13 protein-coding genes and 3 tRNA genes are annotated in these 17707 nt (G+C 62.6%); 6 read left to right on the plus strand and 10 right to left on the minus strand.

Annotated features, from left to right (window positions below; translation table 11 throughout):
* Positions 1-3: 3 nt before the first annotated feature.
* Positions 4-1665, minus strand: coding sequence for an energy-dependent translational throttle protein EttA (gene ettA, locus ACODS0_RS12365; RefSeq protein WP_055400762.1), 1662 nt, complete (start codon positions 1663-1665; stop codon positions 4-6).
* Positions 1666-1908: 243 nt separating this feature from the next.
* On the opposite strand from ettA, the gene ACODS0_RS12370 reads away from it, so the two are divergent.
* From ACODS0_RS12370 to ACODS0_RS12385, 4 genes are all read left to right on the plus strand, one after another.
* Positions 1909-3738, plus strand: coding sequence for a DEAD/DEAH box helicase (locus ACODS0_RS12370; protein WP_488835249.1), 1830 nt, complete (start codon positions 1909-1911; stop codon positions 3736-3738).
* On the plus strand, positions 3728-4387 hold the full coding sequence (locus ACODS0_RS12375; protein ID WP_488835251.1) for a Rossmann-fold NAD(P)-binding domain-containing protein: 660 nt from the start codon (positions 3728-3730) through the stop codon (positions 4385-4387). The genes ACODS0_RS12370 and ACODS0_RS12375 overlap by 11 nt, the downstream gene beginning before the upstream one ends.
* A 33-nt stretch (positions 4388-4420) precedes the next feature.
* Positions 4421-5536: an endonuclease/exonuclease/phosphatase family protein gene (locus tag ACODS0_RS12380; protein ID WP_488835253.1), complete on the plus strand. Its 1116-nt coding sequence runs from the start codon at positions 4421-4423 to the stop codon at positions 5534-5536.
* Positions 5537-5668: 132 nt separating this feature from the next.
* On the plus strand, positions 5669-7543 hold the full coding sequence (locus ACODS0_RS12385; protein ID WP_488835255.1) for a M14 family metallopeptidase: 1875 nt from the start codon (positions 5669-5671) through the stop codon (positions 7541-7543).
* Between the two features lie 211 nt (positions 7544-7754).
* Here the strand turns inward: ACODS0_RS12385 and ACODS0_RS12390 are convergent, their stop codons facing one another.
* Entirely contained in the window at positions 7755-9509 is a 1755-nt protein-coding gene (locus ACODS0_RS12390) for a cation:proton antiporter domain-containing protein (RefSeq protein WP_055400772.1), read from the minus strand.
* A gap of 207 nt (positions 9510-9716) precedes the next feature.
* Here ACODS0_RS12390 and ACODS0_RS12395 point away from each other — a divergent pair.
* Both ACODS0_RS12395 and ACODS0_RS12400 read left to right on the plus strand, forming a co-directional pair.
* Positions 9717-9793 (plus strand) — tRNA-Arg (locus ACODS0_RS12395).
* 144 nt (positions 9794-9937) lie between these two features.
* The gene (locus ACODS0_RS12400) at positions 9938-10216 is read left to right on the plus strand and encodes a hypothetical protein (RefSeq protein ID WP_488835257.1); all 279 of its coding nucleotides are present in this window, start codon (positions 9938-9940) and stop codon (positions 10214-10216) included.
* A 312-nt stretch (positions 10217-10528) separates the two neighbouring features.
* Here ACODS0_RS12400 and ACODS0_RS12405 read toward each other — a convergent pair whose 3' ends face one another.
* The 8 genes from ACODS0_RS12405 to uvrC all read right to left on the minus strand — a co-directional run bounded on the left by ACODS0_RS12405 (position 10529) and on the right by uvrC (position 17445).
* The gene (locus ACODS0_RS12405) at positions 10529-11212 is read right to left on the minus strand and encodes an IPTL-CTERM sorting domain-containing protein (protein WP_488835259.1); all 684 of its coding nucleotides are present in this window, start codon (positions 11210-11212) and stop codon (positions 10529-10531) included.
* 378 nt (positions 11213-11590) lie between these two features.
* Positions 11591-11794: a hypothetical protein gene (locus ACODS0_RS12410; RefSeq protein WP_055400780.1), complete on the minus strand. Its 204-nt coding sequence runs from the start codon at positions 11792-11794 to the stop codon at positions 11591-11593.
* Between the two features lie 192 nt (positions 11795-11986).
* A tRNA-His gene (locus ACODS0_RS12415) sits at positions 11987-12062 on the minus strand.
* Positions 12063-12110: 48 nt separating this feature from the next.
* Positions 12111-14042, minus strand: a complete 1932-nt coding sequence (locus ACODS0_RS12420; RefSeq protein ID WP_488835262.1) for a SurA N-terminal domain-containing protein — start codon at positions 14040-14042, stop codon at positions 12111-12113.
* A gap of 60 nt (positions 14043-14102) precedes the next feature.
* A tRNA-Val gene (locus ACODS0_RS12425) sits at positions 14103-14178 on the minus strand.
* A 15-nt stretch (positions 14179-14193) separates the two neighbouring features.
* Entirely contained in the window at positions 14194-14466 is a 273-nt protein-coding gene (locus ACODS0_RS12430; RefSeq protein WP_008906675.1) for an HU family DNA-binding protein, read from the minus strand.
* Between the two features lie 368 nt (positions 14467-14834).
* On the minus strand, positions 14835-15401 hold the full coding sequence (pgsA, locus tag ACODS0_RS12435) for a CDP-diacylglycerol--glycerol-3-phosphate 3-phosphatidyltransferase (protein WP_055400785.1): 567 nt from the start codon (positions 15399-15401) through the stop codon (positions 14835-14837).
* A gap of 43 nt (positions 15402-15444) precedes the next feature.
* Positions 15445-17445, minus strand: coding sequence for an excinuclease ABC subunit UvrC (gene uvrC, locus ACODS0_RS12440; RefSeq protein WP_488835264.1), 2001 nt, complete (start codon positions 17443-17445; stop codon positions 15445-15447).
* Between the last annotated feature and the right edge of the window lie 262 nt (positions 17446-17707).

The following is a 17707-nucleotide window of genomic DNA, read 5'->3' on the forward strand; positions in this document are numbered from 1 at the left end:
GCCTTATTTGAGGGCTTTGAACCTCATTCGTTTGGGTTTTGCCCCTTCTTCACCCAGGCGCTTCTTCTTGTCGGCCTCGTACTCCTGGTAATTGCCGTCAAAGAACGTCCACTGGCTGTCACCTTCAGCCGCCAGGATGTGGGTGGCGATCCGGTCCAGGAACCAACGATCGTGGCTGATTACCAACATCGTGCCGGCAAATTCCAGCAGCGCGTCTTCCAGAGCCCGCAAGGTTTCCACGTCCAGATCGTTGGACGGCTCGTCCAGCATCAGCACGTTGCCGCCCGCAATCAGGGTCTTGGCCAGGTGCAAACGACCGCGCTCCCCCCCTGAGAGCATGCCAACCTTCTTTTGCTGGTCGCCGCCATTGAAGTTGAACCGGCCACAGTAGGCGCGGCTGGCCATCTGGAATTTGCCCACGTTCAGGATGTCGAGCCCGCCCGATACGTCTTCCCAGACGGTCTTGTCATTCGACAAGTCATCGCGGTGCTGGTCCACAAAGGCCATCTTGACGGTGGAGCCGATAACGACCTCCCCCGCGTCCGGCTTTTCCTTGCCCGCAATCAGCTTGAACAGCGTGGACTTACCGGCGCCGTTGGGCCCGATGATGCCGACGATGGCGCCTGCAGGAATGTTGAAGCTCAGGTTGTCGATCAGCACGCGGTCGCCAAACGACTTGGTGACGTTCTTGAACTCGATCACCTGGCTGCCCAGACGGTCCGCCACGGGGATGAAGATTTCGTTCGTTTCGTTGCGCTTCTGGTATTCGTAATCGCTCAGTTCCTCAAAGCGGGCCAGACGGGCCTTGCTCTTGGCCTGGCGGGCCTTGGGGTTCTGGCGCGACCATTCCAGCTCCTTCTTCAGGGCCTTGGCGCGGGCTTCCTCACCCTTTTGTTCGGCTTCCAGACGGGCGCCCTTCTGGGTCAGCCAGTCGGAGTAATTGCCCTTGTACGGAATGCCGGACCCACGGTCCAGTTCCAGAATCCATTCGGCGGCGTTGTCCAGGAAGTAGCGATCGTGGGTGATGGCCACCACGGTGCCGGAGTAGCGCTGCAGGAACTGCTCCAGCCAGTCCACCGATTCGGCGTCCAAGTGGTTGGTAGGCTCGTCGAGCAGCAGCATGTCGGGCTTGGACAGCAGCAGGCGGCACAAGGCCACGCGGCGCTTTTCACCACCGGAGAGCACGCCGATGTTGGCGTCCCACGGGGGCAGGCGAAGCGCGTCAGCGGCGATTTCCAATTGGTGTTCGGAGTCGGTACCCGCCGTTGCAATAATGGCTTCCAGCTCGGCCTGTTCGGCGGCCAGCGCGTCAAAGTCGGCATCTTCAGCGCCATAGGCGGTGTAGACCTCTTCCAGACGGGCCTTGGCGGCAAAAACCTTGCCCATGCCGGCTTCCACGCTCTCCCGCACGGTTTGTGTCGGGTCCAGCTGGGGTTCCTGGGGCAGATAGCCGATGTTCAGGCCGGCCATGGGGATGGCCTCGCCTTCGATTTCCTTGTCAAGGCCCGCCATGATCTTCAGGAGGGTGGACTTACCCGAACCGTTAGTCCCCAATACGCCAATCTTGGCGCCCGGGAAGAAGCTCAGGGAGATGTCTTTCAAGATCTGCCGCTTGGGCGGCACGATCTTGCCGACGCGATTCATGGAAAAAACGTATTGGGCCATTGAGTGTCAAACCTGCAAAAATGAGCAGAAATTCTGCGTGCAAACCGAGATTATCGGGCCATGCGACAATACCCACCGTAGCGGGCTCCAGTTGCCCGCCACATCAGCACACTGCTGGGGACGAAGGAAGCATCAACTTCCAGGCTCCCACTCTTGAACCTCATCGGCTTGAGACTGGCTCGACAACCTCCCGGTTGCACGACAGGCCGATACCCAGCGCCCCGGACGGGCGCATCCAAAGACATGACATTTGACGAACTGAACCTGGCTCCTGCCATCCTGAAGGCCGTGCACGAAACGGGCTACGAAACCCCCACGCCCATTCAGGCCCAGGCCATTCCCGCCGTGCTCGCAGGCCACGACCTGCTGGCTGGCGCGCAGACTGGCACCGGCAAGACCGCCGCGTTTACCCTGCCCATGCTGCACCGCCTTTCGCAAAGCGCTGCCCCCAAGAACAAGTTCGGTGGCAAGGGCATCCGTGCCCTGGTGCTGACGCCCACCCGCGAACTCGCCGCCCAGGTGGAAGAATCCGTGCGCGAATACGGCAAATACCTGGACATCAACTCCACCGTCGTCTTCGGCGGTGTGGGCATGAACCCGCAGATCGACCGCGTCAAGCGCGGGGTGGACATTCTGGTGGCCACGCCCGGCCGCCTGCTGGACCTGCAGCAGCAGGGCTTCCTGGACCTGTCGACCGTGCAGGTGCTGGTGCTCGACGAGGCCGACCGCATGCTGGACATGGGTTTCATCCACGACGTGAAGAAGGTGCTGGCCCTGGTGCCCAAGGACAAGCAAAGCCTGCTGTTCTCGGCCACCTTCAGCGATGAAATCCGCGACCTGGCCAACACCCTGCTCAAGAACCCTCAGAGCATCCAGGTCACCCCCAGCAACACCACCGTGCAGCGCATCTCGCAGGTGATTCACCCCGTGGGCCGCGGCAAGAAGAAGCAGGTGCTGCTGCATATCATCCAGCAGCACAACTGGAGCCAGGTGCTGGTGTTCACCCGCACCAAGTTTGGCGCCAACAATGTGGCCGAGTTCCTGACCAAGAACGGCGTGCAGGCCATGGCCCTGCACGGCAACAAGAGCCAGAGCGCGCGCACCCAGGCACTGGCAGGCTTCAAAAGCGGCGAAATCCGCGCTCTGGTGGCCACCGACATTGCAGCGCGCGGCATTGACATCGACGACCTGCCGCACGTCGTCAACTACGAAATCCCGAACGTCTCTGAAGACTACGTGCACCGGATTGGCCGCACGGGCCGCGCTGGCGCTACCGGCGAAGCCGTGAGCCTGGTCTGCATGGACGAAGAAGGCTTCATGATGGACATCGAGCGCTTCACCAAGCAGCAGATCCCGGTCCAGATCATCGAAGGCTTCGGCCCCGACGCGGGCGAGAAGGCAGAGCCCATCGCCATGGGCCGCCAGACCATCTGGGGCGGTGCAGGCAAGCCCCCGAGCCGTGACGTGATGCAGGCAGCCGCCAAGGCAGCCCGCAGCGAAATGATGGACCGCATCCGCACCAACAAGGCCGGCCAGGGTGCTGGCGGCGGCGGTGGCGGTGACCGCGGCCCCCGCAGTGGCGGCGGTGGTGCCCGTGGTGGCCGCGCCGGTGGTGCCCCTGCTGCAGCGGGCGGTGGCGGCAATGGTCCGCGCGGTGGCCGTGCCGGTGGTGGCGGTGGCGCCCAGGGCGGCGGCGGCGCACGCGCTGGCGGCCAGGCACCTGCACGCGGCCGCTCCGGCGGCAGCGCCGGTGGCGGAGGCGGCGGCTACGAAGGCGGCAATCGCTACGACGACTCGCAACCCCCACGCGCGAATGCCCACCTGGGCACGCACATGGGCCATGCCAACCCAGGCCATCGCAACTCCAGCCATGCAGGCGGCGGCGCTGGCGGCCAGCCAGATCCCATGCGCACCAGCGTGGACAGCTTGGGCGGCGGCGGTCGCCGTGGCGGTGGTGGCTATCGTGGCAACAACGGTGGAGGTGGCGGCTATGGCGGAGGCACGGGTGGTTCTGGTGGCCGGGGCAACGGGTCTCGTGGGCCGGGCGGTTCTCGCGGCTCTTTTGGCCGCTGATCCGTCGGTAGGCAAAAACACAGCCCATACCGGCACAGCGCCGGGCGAAGCGCTGCCACCCGAGGTGCATGCGCTGTATGCCCTTGGTCGGCACATGCCGGACATCACGCATCCACGGCTGCACCTGCACGCTGTGGATTTTGCGGCCTTGGGTGCCCAGCCCGCGGTCCCGGGCCTGCCACATGTAGATGATGTCTACATCACGTTGGGGACGACCATCGCAGCGGCCGGCAGCCAGCAGGCTTTTCGCGCGGTGGACCACGACGCGGTCATTGCCACCGCGCGCACAGCGATGGCGGCAGGTGCCACCCGCTGCGGGGTAGTGACCGCCATGGGCGCAGACGCAAATTCCCGCATCTTCTACAACCGTATCAAAGGCGAGGTCGAGCAGGCGCTTAAAAGCCTGGGCTTTGACACGCTCGTGATCGCGCGCCCATCCTTGCTGCTGGGTGAACGCCGGGCTCTGGGCCAGGCCGCGCGCCCCGCCGAGTCCCTGTCCATCAAGGCCTTCAAGTTGCTGGACCCGCTCATCCCCGCCAGCTACCGCGCCCGCCCCGGTGCCGATGTGGCGCGAGCGCTTGTCCATGCCGTGCAAACGCGGCCTTCGGGGCTGCACGTCCTGTCAGGCAACGCGCTGCAGGTCTTCTGACCTCCTCCCCAGTCCACTGCAGTTGCCTGTGCGATGCTGTGGCCTATGCGCCCCAACGACTTCCCCCAGCCCCTGGCCACTTTGATGGTGGCCACCTGCAATGTGCTCAACCTGGTCAATCCTGGCCGCCTGTTCTACGAGAACCAAGACCCCTACAGCCAGACGGAGTTTGATCGCAAGCTCACCTGGCTGGGCGACCGGTTTCGCATGCTCAATGCCGACGTGCTGGCAGTACAAGAGGTGTGGGACGACGCAGCATTCAAGGGCGCCCTCGGCCGCAGCGGCCTGCGCTACGACTTCGTGGCGGTACCCGGGGCGGAGAACGATGCGACGCGCACCGGAGCACAAGGCACGCCCCGGGTCGGCATTGCGACACGGCTCAAGGTGGATGCCTTGCAGTCGTTTGCGGAATTTCCCCCGGGCTTCCAGGTAGAAATACCGGGCCTGGGCCTGCACACGCGCTTTGAACGGCCGCCTCTGGTTGCAACACTGCGCATGAAACACGGACAGAGCCTGAACGTACTGACGGCCCACCTCAAATCCAAACGGCCCAAGTTCCTGCAGGATGCACAGGGCAACCCCACGGAAGACCGGGACGACCGCAAGGTGATGGCGCTGGCATCGCTGCGCTCGCTGATCATGCGGGGCGCCGAAGCCATGGCGCTGCGCTGCCTGGTCATCGACCTGCTGCACCGCACCAGCGTGCCGCTGGTGGTCTTGGGCGACTTCAACGACACGCCCGACAGCGTCACCACACAGCTCATCTGCGCCACCAATGAGATCGCCTACGACCGCTCGGCACGCGATGTCGCGCTGTTCAATGCCTACGACCTGCAGGGCGATGCAGCGCTGAAGAAGGATGTCGCGTACTCACACATCCACCAAGGCTCGCCCAGCGTGCTGGACCAGATTCTGGTGAGCGAGGAATTCGTGCACAACGGCAGGAACAGCATGGGCGACGTGCGGCGCGTGGACTACTTCAACGACCACCTGCACGAAGGACGTGACAGGACCCGATCGGACCACGGTTTTGTGCGCGCACTGCTGCGGCTGAAGATGGCACAGCAGACGGAGCCCTCACCTGCACCGTCCACCTCCGCCGGCAGCTCGCTGGCCTCGAATCCAGTCCCATCGGCCCCAAAACTGTGACATCGCACAGGGCTTTGGCGCGTCAACCCCGGGTTTGCAACGGGATGTACGCTGACACGGCATGGCAGTGACGGGCAGGTAACATCGCCGTAACAAAGCCGCCCGGTCAGGCCTCAGAAGGCAGATACCACCATGAACATGTACTCCAACCCTCACCGCACCCCACCAGAAGCGTCATCGGCCCTGCCGCCACCGGCTCGCCCACAGCGCATGCCCTGGAAGGTCTCGGCGTTGCTGGCAGCCGTGCTGCTGACGGCGTGCTCCAGCACCCCGCTGCCACCCTGGCCATCAGCGCCAGCCACGCGAACCAGCGCGCCGGCCCCCTTGCCCCGCGTTCAGCCAGGTACGGTGGTGCCAGCGCCCTTGGGCCAGGCCCCACAGGCGCAGGCCCCGCGCCAAGGGGCGATCGCCAGCCCGCTGCCACCACCCGCGCCGCTGGTGGTGCAAAACGAAGGCCCGATGGCGCCCCCCTACGGTGCGGCCGTGGCTGCCCGGTTCCCTGATCCACCCATGGCCTACAGCACACCCGGCCTGGGACCGGACCGCAGAGCTTTCACCACCAATGCCGAGCTGGGCCAGTGGCTGCATTCCCTGGCCGATCCGGCTCCCCGTGGGCCCACGCGCACCAAGCTGCTCAACCTGGGCATGTCGCAGCGCGGTGAACCCATCCTGGGTCTGCTGGTGACCCGCGCTGCGGGCACGGAACCCGCCAACCTGGACACCAGCGGGCGGCCCACCGTAGTGCTCGTCGGCCAGCAGCACGGCGACGAACCCGCAGGCAGCGAAGCGCTGCTCGTGATAAGCCGCGAACTGGCCCATGGCCTGCTGGAACCCCTGCTGGACCGCATCAACGTGGTGATAGTGCCGCGCGCCAACCCCGATGGCGCCGCCGTTGGCACCCGCGTCACGGCCAATGGCGTGGACATGAACCGCGACCACCTGCTGCTGAACACCCCCGAGGCCCGCGCTCTGGCCAAGGTGGTGAACGACTACCGCCCCATCCTGGTGGTGGATGCCCATGAATACACGGTGGTGGGCCGCTACCTGCAGAAATTCAACGCCATCCAGCGTTATGACGCCCTGCTGCAGTACACCACCACCGCGAACTACCCCGAGTTTCTGACCAAGGCCTCGCAGGAGTGGTACCACCAGCCCATGGTGGCGGCCCTCAAGGCCCAGGGCCTGACCAGCGACTGGTACTACACCACCTCGACGAACCCGGACGACAAACGCATCTCCATGGGGGGCACCCAACCCGACACCGGCCGCAATGTGAACGGCCTGAAGAACACCGTCAGCCTGCTGATCGAAACACGGGGCGTGGGCATCGGGCGCATGCACATCCAGCGCCGCGTGCATTCGCAGGTCACAGCCATCACCAGTGCGCTGCGCAGCACCGCAGAGCGGGCGGCCAACCTGGAGCAGGTCCGATCCTTCGTTGCTCGCGACGTGAGCGCCCAGGCCTGCCGCGACCAAGTGGTGGTAGAAGCAGCGGCCACTCCCACCCAGCGCGAGCTGGACTTCCTGGACCCCGAAACGGGTGCAGACCGCGCCATCCGGGTGGACTGGAACTCATCCCTCACCTTGCGCCCCACCAAAACCCGCGCCCGCCCCTGCGGCTACTGGCTGTCGGCCGGCTCCACCGCCGCCGTTGAGCGCTTGAAAATGCTCGGCCTGCAGGTGATGCGCGTGGCCGAATCTGGATCGGCACTGGCCGATATCTACCGCGAAACAGCGCGTGAGTCCGGCGACCGGCAGGACGTGATCGGCACCATCGCTGGCGGCAAGGGCATTGTTCGCGTGCAGGTATCGCCAGTGCGCAGTGCCATTGACGTGCCTGCGGGCAGCTTCTATGTGCCACTGAACCAGCCCCGCGCCAACCTCGCCGTGGCCGCCCTGGAGCCCGACACGCAAAACAGCTACTTTGCCAACCACCTGATTGAAGAGCTGGGAAATACCGCGCGCATCATGTCACCCCCTGCCCTGGTGTTCGAAGACATCAACTAGCCTTGAACGCGCCTGCCTGAAACCCACCACCGACGAACAATGCAAGGTCTTGTGGGTCGAGGCGGCAGAAATGCGGGCCAAGGCGCAGCGGGTAGGACGCTGAAGCAGCCCAAAGGAGTCTGCAACCAGTGCCCCGACAGAGAAAATACTATAAAAATAATAGCTACTAACGCTTATCCATAAAGCGCTAGCAGCCAAAAATGCATTGAATTCAGGCCCCACCGTGCAGCGATGCAGGGCGGGTATGCCGCGCAAGGCGTGCTTCGGTACGCTCCAGCACATGGCGGGCCATGGCCTGGGCCAGCGCCTCGTCGGCCAGGAACACCGTGCTGTCGCATTCCTGCGCAAGCCGCCGCGCTTCATCGCCGCTGTGGCTGCGCACCACGGTTTCGATATGGGGGTTCAGTGTGCGCGCGGTGGTGATGATCTGCCGCACATTCAGGGTGTCCGGCGTAGCAATGACCAGCATGGCGGCGCGGGCGATGTGCGCCTGTATGAGCACGGCAGGGTCCACCGCATCACCAAACACTGCTGCAATGCCGGACTCCCGCAATGACTCCACCAGTTCGCGGTTCTGCTCGGCAACCACGAACGGGATGTCGTTGACCATCAGCACGTTGGCAACGCGGCGCCCCACCCTGCCGTATCCCACCAGCACCACCTGCCGCGCGAGATAGCGGGCGTCGGTGCTCATGGGCAGTTCGGCCAGGGGGTCGTCGCGCTGCTCCAGTCGCCGCGCCAATGCCGAACGGGCACGCAGCCAGGCCTGCAGCGGGGCAATGGCGTGAAAAAGCATCGGATTGAGCGCCATCGAGATCAACGCCCCCGCCAGCACCAGGCTGGCCCCTTCGGGCGGCAGCAGCCCCAGTGACGAACCCAGCGCCACCAGAATGAAAGAGAACTCCCCGATCTGGGCCAGGCTCGCCGAAACGGTGAGCGCCGTATTGAGCGGGTAGCGAAATGCCAGCACCAGCGCGGCAGCCGCCAGCGTCTTGCCCAACATGATGATTGCCACCACCGCCAGCACCTGCAATGGCCGGCTCCACAACACGGCGGGGTCGAACAACATACCCACCGAGACAAAAAACAGCACGGCAAAAGCGTCGCGCAGCGGCAAGGACTCTTGCGCAGCCCGGTGGCTGAATTCCGACTCGCGCATCACCATGCCGGCAAAAAAAGCCCCCAGCGCAAACGACACCCCAAACAGCGCGGCAGACCCAAACGCAATGCCCACCGCAGCGGCTACTACGCAGAGCGTGAACAGCTCCCGCGACCCCGTGCGCGCCACCTGCCAGAGCACCCAAGGGAACAGACGGCGCCCCACCAGCAGCATCAGCGCAACAAACCCTCCAACTTGCAGCAACGTCCATCCCAAGGTCTGCCACAGCGCCGCGCCATCCACGCCCTGGGCGGCGGAACCTTCCCCCCCTTTGCCGCCACCCAGCCAGCCTGCCAGCGGCGGCAGCAACACCAGCACCAACACCATGGCCAGGTCTTCCACCACCAGCCAGCCCACGGCAATCCGCCCGGTGTGACTGTCCAGAATGCCCAGGGTCTCCAGCGCACGCAACAGCACCACCGTGCTAGCCACCGAGAGCGCCAAGCCAAACACCAAAGCCCCACCCAAGCCCCAGCCCCACCAGGTGGCCAAAGCCATGCCCAGCGCCGTGGCCACCATCATCTGCACCACCGCCCCGGGCACCGCAATCTTGCGCACGGCCAGCAGATCACCCCACGAGAAATGCAGGCCGACGCCAAACATCAACAACATCACGCCGATTTCAGCCAACTGGCTGGCCATTGCCGCATCTGCCACAAAACCAGGTGTGTACGGCCCGATGACCACGCCCGCCAGCAGATACCCGATCAACGCTGGCAACCGCAACCGCGTAGCCACAAAACCCAACGCCAGGGCCAGCCCAAGCGCGGCAGCGATGGTGTGTATGAGCGTGACGCTGTGCGGCATGGTGCGGGCGGGGTGGGGGAATGCGTTAGCGGGTAGGTGACCTCGTTATACCCGCATCCACCGGGCTTTTGCTACTAACAACATCGGAGCCGCCGTCTTCGGGCCAGCTCCGTACGCAGGGTATGATTCGCGGTCTGCGCTACAGCGCAGTTGCGAAATGTTTTGCAATACAAGCAAGTAGGCGCTTCTCTGCCAAAAGCTTGTCTACTGCCCGTAGCTCAACTGGATAGAGCAATAGCCTTCTAAGCTATAGGTCGGGGGTTCGAGTCCCTCCGGGCAGGCCACCCCATCCCCTCTGAAAAACACCTTTTCTGCATTGCGCCAGGGAAGAATCGGGGAGGAATTTTCGATTCATGCGACGCCATCCTGACAAAATCGCAGGCATGGCCGCCCAGAACATCGTAGACCTCCCACCCTGCCGCCCAGGCATGGCAGAAACCCACCGCCGCGCGACAAACGCATTCCGCGCACACTGGCGCGCACACGGTACAGCGCAACCGCAGAAGCTGGTCCTGACCAGGGCCCAGGCCGACGATCTGCTTCTGTGCCGCCTCTATGGCTGCGTGCCAATGAATGGCGTGAAGCCAGAGCAAGGCAAATTCAATGGCAGCCCGATAGAGGTATCGGATGCCACTGCTGGCGTTCTTGTGGCCCACGATGGCACCGAGATGCCGCTGGCGGACTTTGACCAACTAGCTCACGCCTGAAGCCAGCTCTGGACGGTCGTTCTATATGGATGACCTCCTGCGACGGCCGACACAGGCGAGTGTCCCAATGGACTCTTTCCACAAGGAGCTCGCCATGGCCACCGACCCGAACGAACACCCAGCCCACAAGGTCCCCGAGACCTATCCCCTTCCCCCGGGCGACCTGCCGCCCAGTACCGAGACGCCGACTATCCCCCCGCAGCCCCAGCTCCCCCAATCAGGGCCGGACTACGTTGGCGAAATTGAGGATGAAGGTGCAGATCCTGTGGGCCTGTCGCCCAGGACCAGATTTCTTCCGATTGCGGACGTCCCTTAGCCCCGCTGACGCCGCATAGCTACCATGCCCAGAATAGCTAGCAATGACGACAGTCCAAGTAAGGCGTACTCACCGAGCGTGGGAATGCTAGCTGGAGCGGCGGGTGGCGCTAGCCCCACATTGATGATGATCTCGTCGCCAGATGGCACGAACAACGTTTGAATCCCCACGTTAAGGCCAATCGCTGCCAACGTCGTGCCTGCAAAAATCGTTTGATTGACGATCGGAGACGCAGAAACATAGTTTTCCGGTAGGTACAGCTCAGTTCCCAAGAGAAACACGTTGGGCCCCGAAGAGCTTGACCCAGCGGTCGGTACTATAGAAGGCAGCGAAATGCCAGGCGACAGCGCCCCAGGGTACCAATCTCCGTTTGTGTCTGAGCCAATGCAGAGGGCATTTGCACCGATGAATCCATCGCCAAGAAGACACGGTCCAATGAGGCCTATGGAGGAGAAAGAACTGGTGTTTATCGAGCCTGAGCCACTCATCACGACATCAGGACCCACCTGATTGATGTTGATCGTGTAAACAGCCTGAGCTAGGTTCGCTCCCAGGAAGAAAATCAAGCCCACGCCAACGTCTCGCAAATTCATCTCCACCCCTTCATAAGAATACGTATCATTTGAAGTGTAGAGGATGTCTTTGATCCAGCCTAAGCGAAAGTTGCGGGCACGGCCCATGTAACGTCGGTTTTGGGGTGGTGAAGAGGTCGGCCCCTCCAGCTCCCGAAGGGCGATGCAAGGCGCCAAGCTGGTGAATTTGCCTATGTCCTCCCGGGGCTCCAAACTCACCCAGCTCCTCACGGCCGTCAAATACTTGGGCCAGGTAGTTCCCGGGTTCTATCTTGTCGATTCCAGCGTCAGGATCATCAGCGTTCAATGGATCAGGAGACCGCACAGCCACAGCGTGGAATGCGGTCCACAGCCGACCATCACAGCGTCGGCTTCCACCCCTTGCTCACGATTCAAGCGGCGCGGTGGCTCAGTTCTACTTCGGCACGGACATTTCATGCACTGATGCCTGAAGGGACACTCCCTTCCATCAAAACATTCGGAGCACTATCGGTTTGGCTGCGGGACTGCAGCGTAGTTCATGGCAATGGCCTGGACCACTGCGCCAATGAGCGCGCCATCGCCCGCACTCTGAGGCAAAACCTCCCGAACGATCTGGACCGCGTACTCCAGCTGCTCCTTGGCAAGGGCTGCTGACATGGCGTTGCCACGTTTTTCGCTGGGCGACGCGTCGCGGATCACAAGGCTCATGGAAGACTCCAGAAAAAGCTAAAGACGCAGTATGCGCTGCATACGACGCGCTCCATCCCGGCACTACCCAAATCCCGCCAAGAAAGACTGTTCGAAGAATGGGCAGAAGCAATGGCTCCGGACTACCCCTCACATGCTGGAGGCCCAAAACAAAAAAGCGCCGCAACATTTGTTGCGGCGCTTTTTCTGATTTGGGGTGGCTGATGGGGCTCGAACCCACGACAACAGGAATCACAATCCTGGACTCTACCAACTGAGCTACAGCCACCGTAGCTTTGTATTATAGCCTGGGATTTGAGCCCCAAGACCAATTTGCTTAATTTTCTGCAGTGGCCTGCAAAGTGGCCGAGGGCCGCGGCGCTTTGATCTCTGCCTTGAAACGCTTCTTGAGCATCTCATAGTACGCTTGGCCTTCCGCCGAAGCCCACCACTGCATATATTGCTGCCGCTCCTGTTGCGCGCGCTGGCCCTCTGGAGACGGCCGAGGCACCACACGGTTCACCTTGACCACGGCATAACCCTCGCTCCCCAGGTCCACACCAACCCAGGCTGGGAGAGCGTCGGCTGTCGGCGCGTGCAACGCTGCATCAATCAGAGGACGGGGCAGGTTCTGGACCTGCTCACGCGAAATCTGGATGGGGGCACCGAGGCCGCTGGCGGTTGCCGGGGCCGCTTTCCACGCAGCCAGCTTGGCTTCGCCATCCTTGCGCGCCAATTCAGAGGCTTTCTGCCCCACATACAGTTCGCGCACGCGGGCTCGCACTTCTTCCAGCGGCAGGGTTTTGGCGGGGGTGTACTGCACCACACGGCCAGCAGCCAGTTGGCTGGGGCCTATTTCCACGGCCTCGGTATTGCGTTTGTTCTGCACCGAATCCGAAGAGAAAAGTGCTTCCAGGAACTTGGGGTTGGCCAGTGGCCCCACCGCGCCAGGAGCTGGCGTGCGGGTGAGGCCGGACGCGGTCTGCACCTTGAGCTTGAGCTTGTCTGCCACCGGCTTGAGGCTGTCTGCCTGTTCATACACGCTGTTCGTGAATGACTCCGCCACCTCGGCAAACTTGCGCTGCGCCTGCTGCTGCTTGAGTTCGGCTTCCATGGTGGGGCGCAGTTCTTCAAAGGAAGGCTGGCGGGGTGCCTTGATGTCGGTCAGCTGGATGATGTGGTAACCGAAGTCGGTTTCCACCAGATCGCTGATTTCACCCTTCTTGAGGGCAAAGGCCGCGTCTTCAAACGGCTTGACCATGGCGCCCCGTCCGAAGAAATTCAGATCGCCACCTGCGGTGGCCGATCCTTTGTCGTCCGAGGCCTTCTTGGCCACATCCGCAAACGTGGCTGGCGCCTTGCGCACCTGGGCCAGCAGTTCCGTCGCACGTGCCTTGGCCTTCTCACGGTCGGCAGACGATGCGTCCTTGGAGGCATTGATCAGGATGTGGCTGGCGCGACGCTCTTCCTTGCCAGCCATGCGCGCAACGTTTTCCTTGTAGTAGGTGCGCAAGTCGTCCTCATTGAGGGTGATACCGGAACGCACGCTGTCGAGGTCCAGAACCACATACTCCACCGAAGCCTGCTCCATCTGAAGGAACTTTGCGGGATTTGCCTTGTAGTAGGACTCCAGATCTGCATCCGTGGGCGCAACCTTGGCAGAGAAATCTGCAGACTTGAAGCGCACCACCTGGATTTCTCGCTGCTCATAGAGCGGGTCCAGCGCGAGCTTGACCTGGGCATTGGTACTGAAGGCGGTACCCATCACACCACCAATGACCTGGTTGATCGACAGATCGCGGCGGACATTGGCCTCGAAGCCTTCCGGCGTCAAACCTTGCGTACCCACCAGGGCCCGATAGGCTTCTGCGTCCAGCGTACCGTCAGCGCGCTTGAGCCCTGCAATGGCGGGAATCTCCTGCAGGCTGCGTGCCAGCCGCGAATCACTCGTCACCAGGTGCATTTCCTTGGCGGCTGCTGCCAGCACGCGGTCGCGCACCAGGCGCTCGAGCGTGGCGTAGCGGGCCTGGGGAGAGTCAAGAAGCTTGGGATCGACCGAGGGAGACTGCGCACGCATGCGGTCGGTCTCCATGCGATGGGCATTGTCCCAGTCAGTCTGGTTGATCTTGTCGCCATCGACGCGCGCCACCACTGGGCTCTTTTCAGAGAAGTAGTTGCTGTCAATGCCTACCAGCACAAACGATGGAATGATCAGCAAGAACAATAAGATCATCACGATCTTGGAGTGCTTGCGGATGGATTCAAACATGGTCGATCTTTCAGAAGGCAAAAAACAAAAGGCGAACTTGCGTTCGCCTTTGTTCGGTGGTGGTGGGTCCTGACGGTCTCGAACCGCCGACCTACTCCGTGTAAAGGAGCCGCTCTACCAACTGAGCTAAGGACCCCACCTAAACTGATCCTCAGTTCAAGGCATCTTTCAATGCCTTGCCAGGACGGAACTTTGGAACTTTAGCAGCTTTGATTTTAATCGTAGCGCCGGTACGGGGATTGCGGCCCGTGCGAGCAGCGCGTTTGCCGACCGCAAAGGTACCGAAACCGACGAGCGAAACGGTGCCGCCCTTCTTCAGGGTCTTCTTGACGGCCTCGATCGTGGATTCCAGGGCACGAGCAGCGGCGGCCTTGGAGATGTCGGCGTTGGTAGCGATGTGCTCAATCAGTTCGGTTTTGTTCACAAGAAGCCTCTCGGAAAAGAGTTGATGGAATGTCTCGCGGATATCTGGTCTTCACACGTCCGAAAGCGCAGCCGGAGGCTGGTTGAAAACAGACGGGGGAATGACTGGCATACACAGCAGTGGCTGCTGCATCAGATTAAAGCCATCGAGTTTCCGGGTGTCAATACAACACGCTGGTTTGGCGCAGCGTTGGGATGAATTCTAGTCGTATTTCACGCTGCGACAGGGCTTGTGGGGCGTTTTTGTCTCAAACACGCCGTATGGGCAGCACTCCGTATTGACACCCCAGTTCCGACAATGCAGCGCAGGCCACAGTCCCCCGCATTCATCCACAAAACCCCCGACGGGATGCGCGCGCCCCACTCCTGCTACTTCACACGCGCCCGGATTTCTGGCAATGCCTTTTGCAGGTAGTACACCATCGACCAGACCGTGAGCACAGCCGAGGCCCAGATGAGCCAGGTGCCCCACACGCCGGTATCGATGACGCCGAACAGGCGCCCGTCATAAAGAAGGAAGGGGATGGCCACCATCTGCACCGTAGTCTTGACCTTGCCGATCATGTGCACAGCAACGCTCTTGCTCGCGCCGATCTGCGCCATCCATTCGCGCAGGGCTGATATGGCGATCTCGCGGCCGATGATGATGAGCGCAACGAACACATCGGCACGCTGCAGATGCACCAGCACCAGCAGCGATGCACACACCAGAAACTTGTCGGCCACCGGGTCCAGAAAGGCGCCAAACGACGAGGTCTGGTTCAGTTTGCGGGCCAGGTAGCCGTCCAGCCAGTCGGTGGCTGCGAACACCACAAACATCACGGTGGCAATGAGGTTGCGCGTGGCCGGGTCCAGCGGCGCGTAGAACACCCCCACGATCAAAGGTATCGCGACGATGCGCGTCCAGGTCATCAAGGTGGGGATAGTCCAGAACATGGGTCGATTGTGTCACGGCAGGACGAGCAGTCCGGCCGGGGACTCAACGCAAGGCGCGATAGATCTCTTCGGCCAGCTCACGCGAGATGCCGTCCACGGTGACCAGGTCCTCCACACTGGCCGCAGCCACACCGCGCACCCCGCCAAAACGCTGCAGCAGCCGTGCACGCTTCTTGGGGCCCACCCCCGCAATTTCTTCGAGCTGACCACCACCCACCCGCACCTTGGCCCGTGCAGCGCGCATGCCGGTGATGGCAAACCTGTGGGCCTCGTCGCGGATCTGCGCCACCAGCATCAGCGCCGCCGAGTCCTTGCCCAGGTAGACCTTCTCGCGGCCATCTGCAAACACCAGCTCTTCCAGGCCCACCTTGCGGCCCTCGCCCTTTTCCACGCCCACGATGCGAGTCAGATCGAGCCCCAGCGCGGTGAACACCTCGCGCGCCACGCCCACCTGGCCCTTGCCACCGTCGATGAGCACCAGATCGGGCAGGCGTGCCACACCTTTGGGCTTGGTGGGCTCTTCACCCCCGGGCGCGGGGTTGGCCGCAAAGTCGATGCCCCCAGCTTCGCGCGCGGCCTCGGCCACCTTGCTGTAGCGGCGCGTCAGTACCTGGCGCATGGCGGCATAGTCGTCGCCGCCCGTAATGCCTTCGATCTTGTAGCGGCGGTATTCGCTGCTCTGCATCTTGTGGTGATGGAACACTACGCACGATGCCTGGGTGGACTCACCCGCCGTGTGCGAGATGTCAAAACACTCGATGGTGAGTTGGTCCAGATCTTCGGGCGGCAGATCCAGCGCCTCGGCCAGGGCACGCGTGCGCGCCTGTTGCGAGCCCTCTTCGGCCAGCAGGCGGGCCAACTGCAGATCGGCGTTCTTTTGCGCCATGTCCAGCCAGGCGCGGCGCTGTTCGCGCGGCTGGTGGATGGCGGTCACGCGCACACCACTTTGGTCGCCCAGTGCCTCCAGCAACGCCTTGTCCACGGGTTCGCTGGTGACCAGCACCGGCGGCACCGGCACGCCGATGTAATGCTGGGCGATGAACGCTTCCAGCACCAGCACCTCGACACGGCGAATGGGCGCGGCCGGAGTATTCTCATCGGTGCCATCACCGCCCTCTTCCTCGAACACGGCGGCAGCGTCTTCCACATGCACCGGGAAATACGGCCGGTCTCCCAGATGCCGCCCCCCGCGCACCATGGCCAGGTTCACGCAGGCGCGGCCGCCTTGCACGCGTACGGCCAAGATGTCCACATCCTTGTCGTCCGCAATCTCGATGGACTGCTGGTGCAGCACCCGCGACAGCGCCTGGATCTGGTTGCGCACATCGGCGGCCTGCTCAAATTCAAGCTTGTCGGAATGCGCCATCATCCGCACCTCCATGGCCTTAAGCACCTCCTGCGTTTCGCCGCGCAGCAGTGCCTCGGCATGCTGCACGTCGGCGGCATAGGCCTCGGGCGAGATCAAGTCCACACAAGGCCCGGTGCAGCGCTTGATCTGGAATAGCAGGCAGGGCCGCGTGCGGTTGGCAAACACCGTGTCTTCGCAGGTACGCAGGCGAAACACCTTTTGCAGCAGTTGGATGGTTTCCTTGACCGCCCAGGCGCTGGGGTACGGACCGAAATAGCGGTGCTTCTTATCGACCGCACCCCGGTAATAAGCCATGCGCGGAAACACTTGAGCGGGCGCATTGCCGCTGGCCGTGGGCGTGCCTGTGATCTTGAGATAGGGATAGCTCTTGTCGTCCCTGAACAGGATGTTGAACTTGGGGTTCAGCGTCTTGATGAGGTTGTTTTCCAGCAGCAGCGCCTCGGCCTCGGAGCGCACCACCGTGGTCTCCATGCGCACGATCTTGCTGACCATGTGGCCGATGCGCGTGCCGCCATGGTTCTTGGTGAAGTAGCTCGACACGCGCCGCTTGAGGTGACGCGCCTTGCCTACATACAGCAGCGCGCCCTGGGCGTCGAAATAGCGGTACACGCCCGGCAGCGCGGGCAGCGCAGCCACCTGGGCCAGGAGTTCTTCGGCATGCACTTCTTCAGACATGGGCGCTATTGTCATGGCAACGCTGTGCTTCTTTCTAAGGACACGTTTTGCCAAGGTGGGAGCCTCGGCATGGAAGGGTACGCAGAGCCAAGACACCAGGTCCAACTGAACAACTTCCAAGCCAGCAAAGGCCTGACCGAGGTCAACTGGAGCAACCTAGCGCCGCAGGACCTGCGCGGCCAATGCGCTCAAGAGCCGACACCGCTCCTTAGAAGCCCTCGAGGGAGGGCAGTTTCCGCTACGGTGACCAATCCATAGCCCC

The sequence above is a fragment of the Acidovorax sp. FG60 genome (assembly GCF_057808995.1).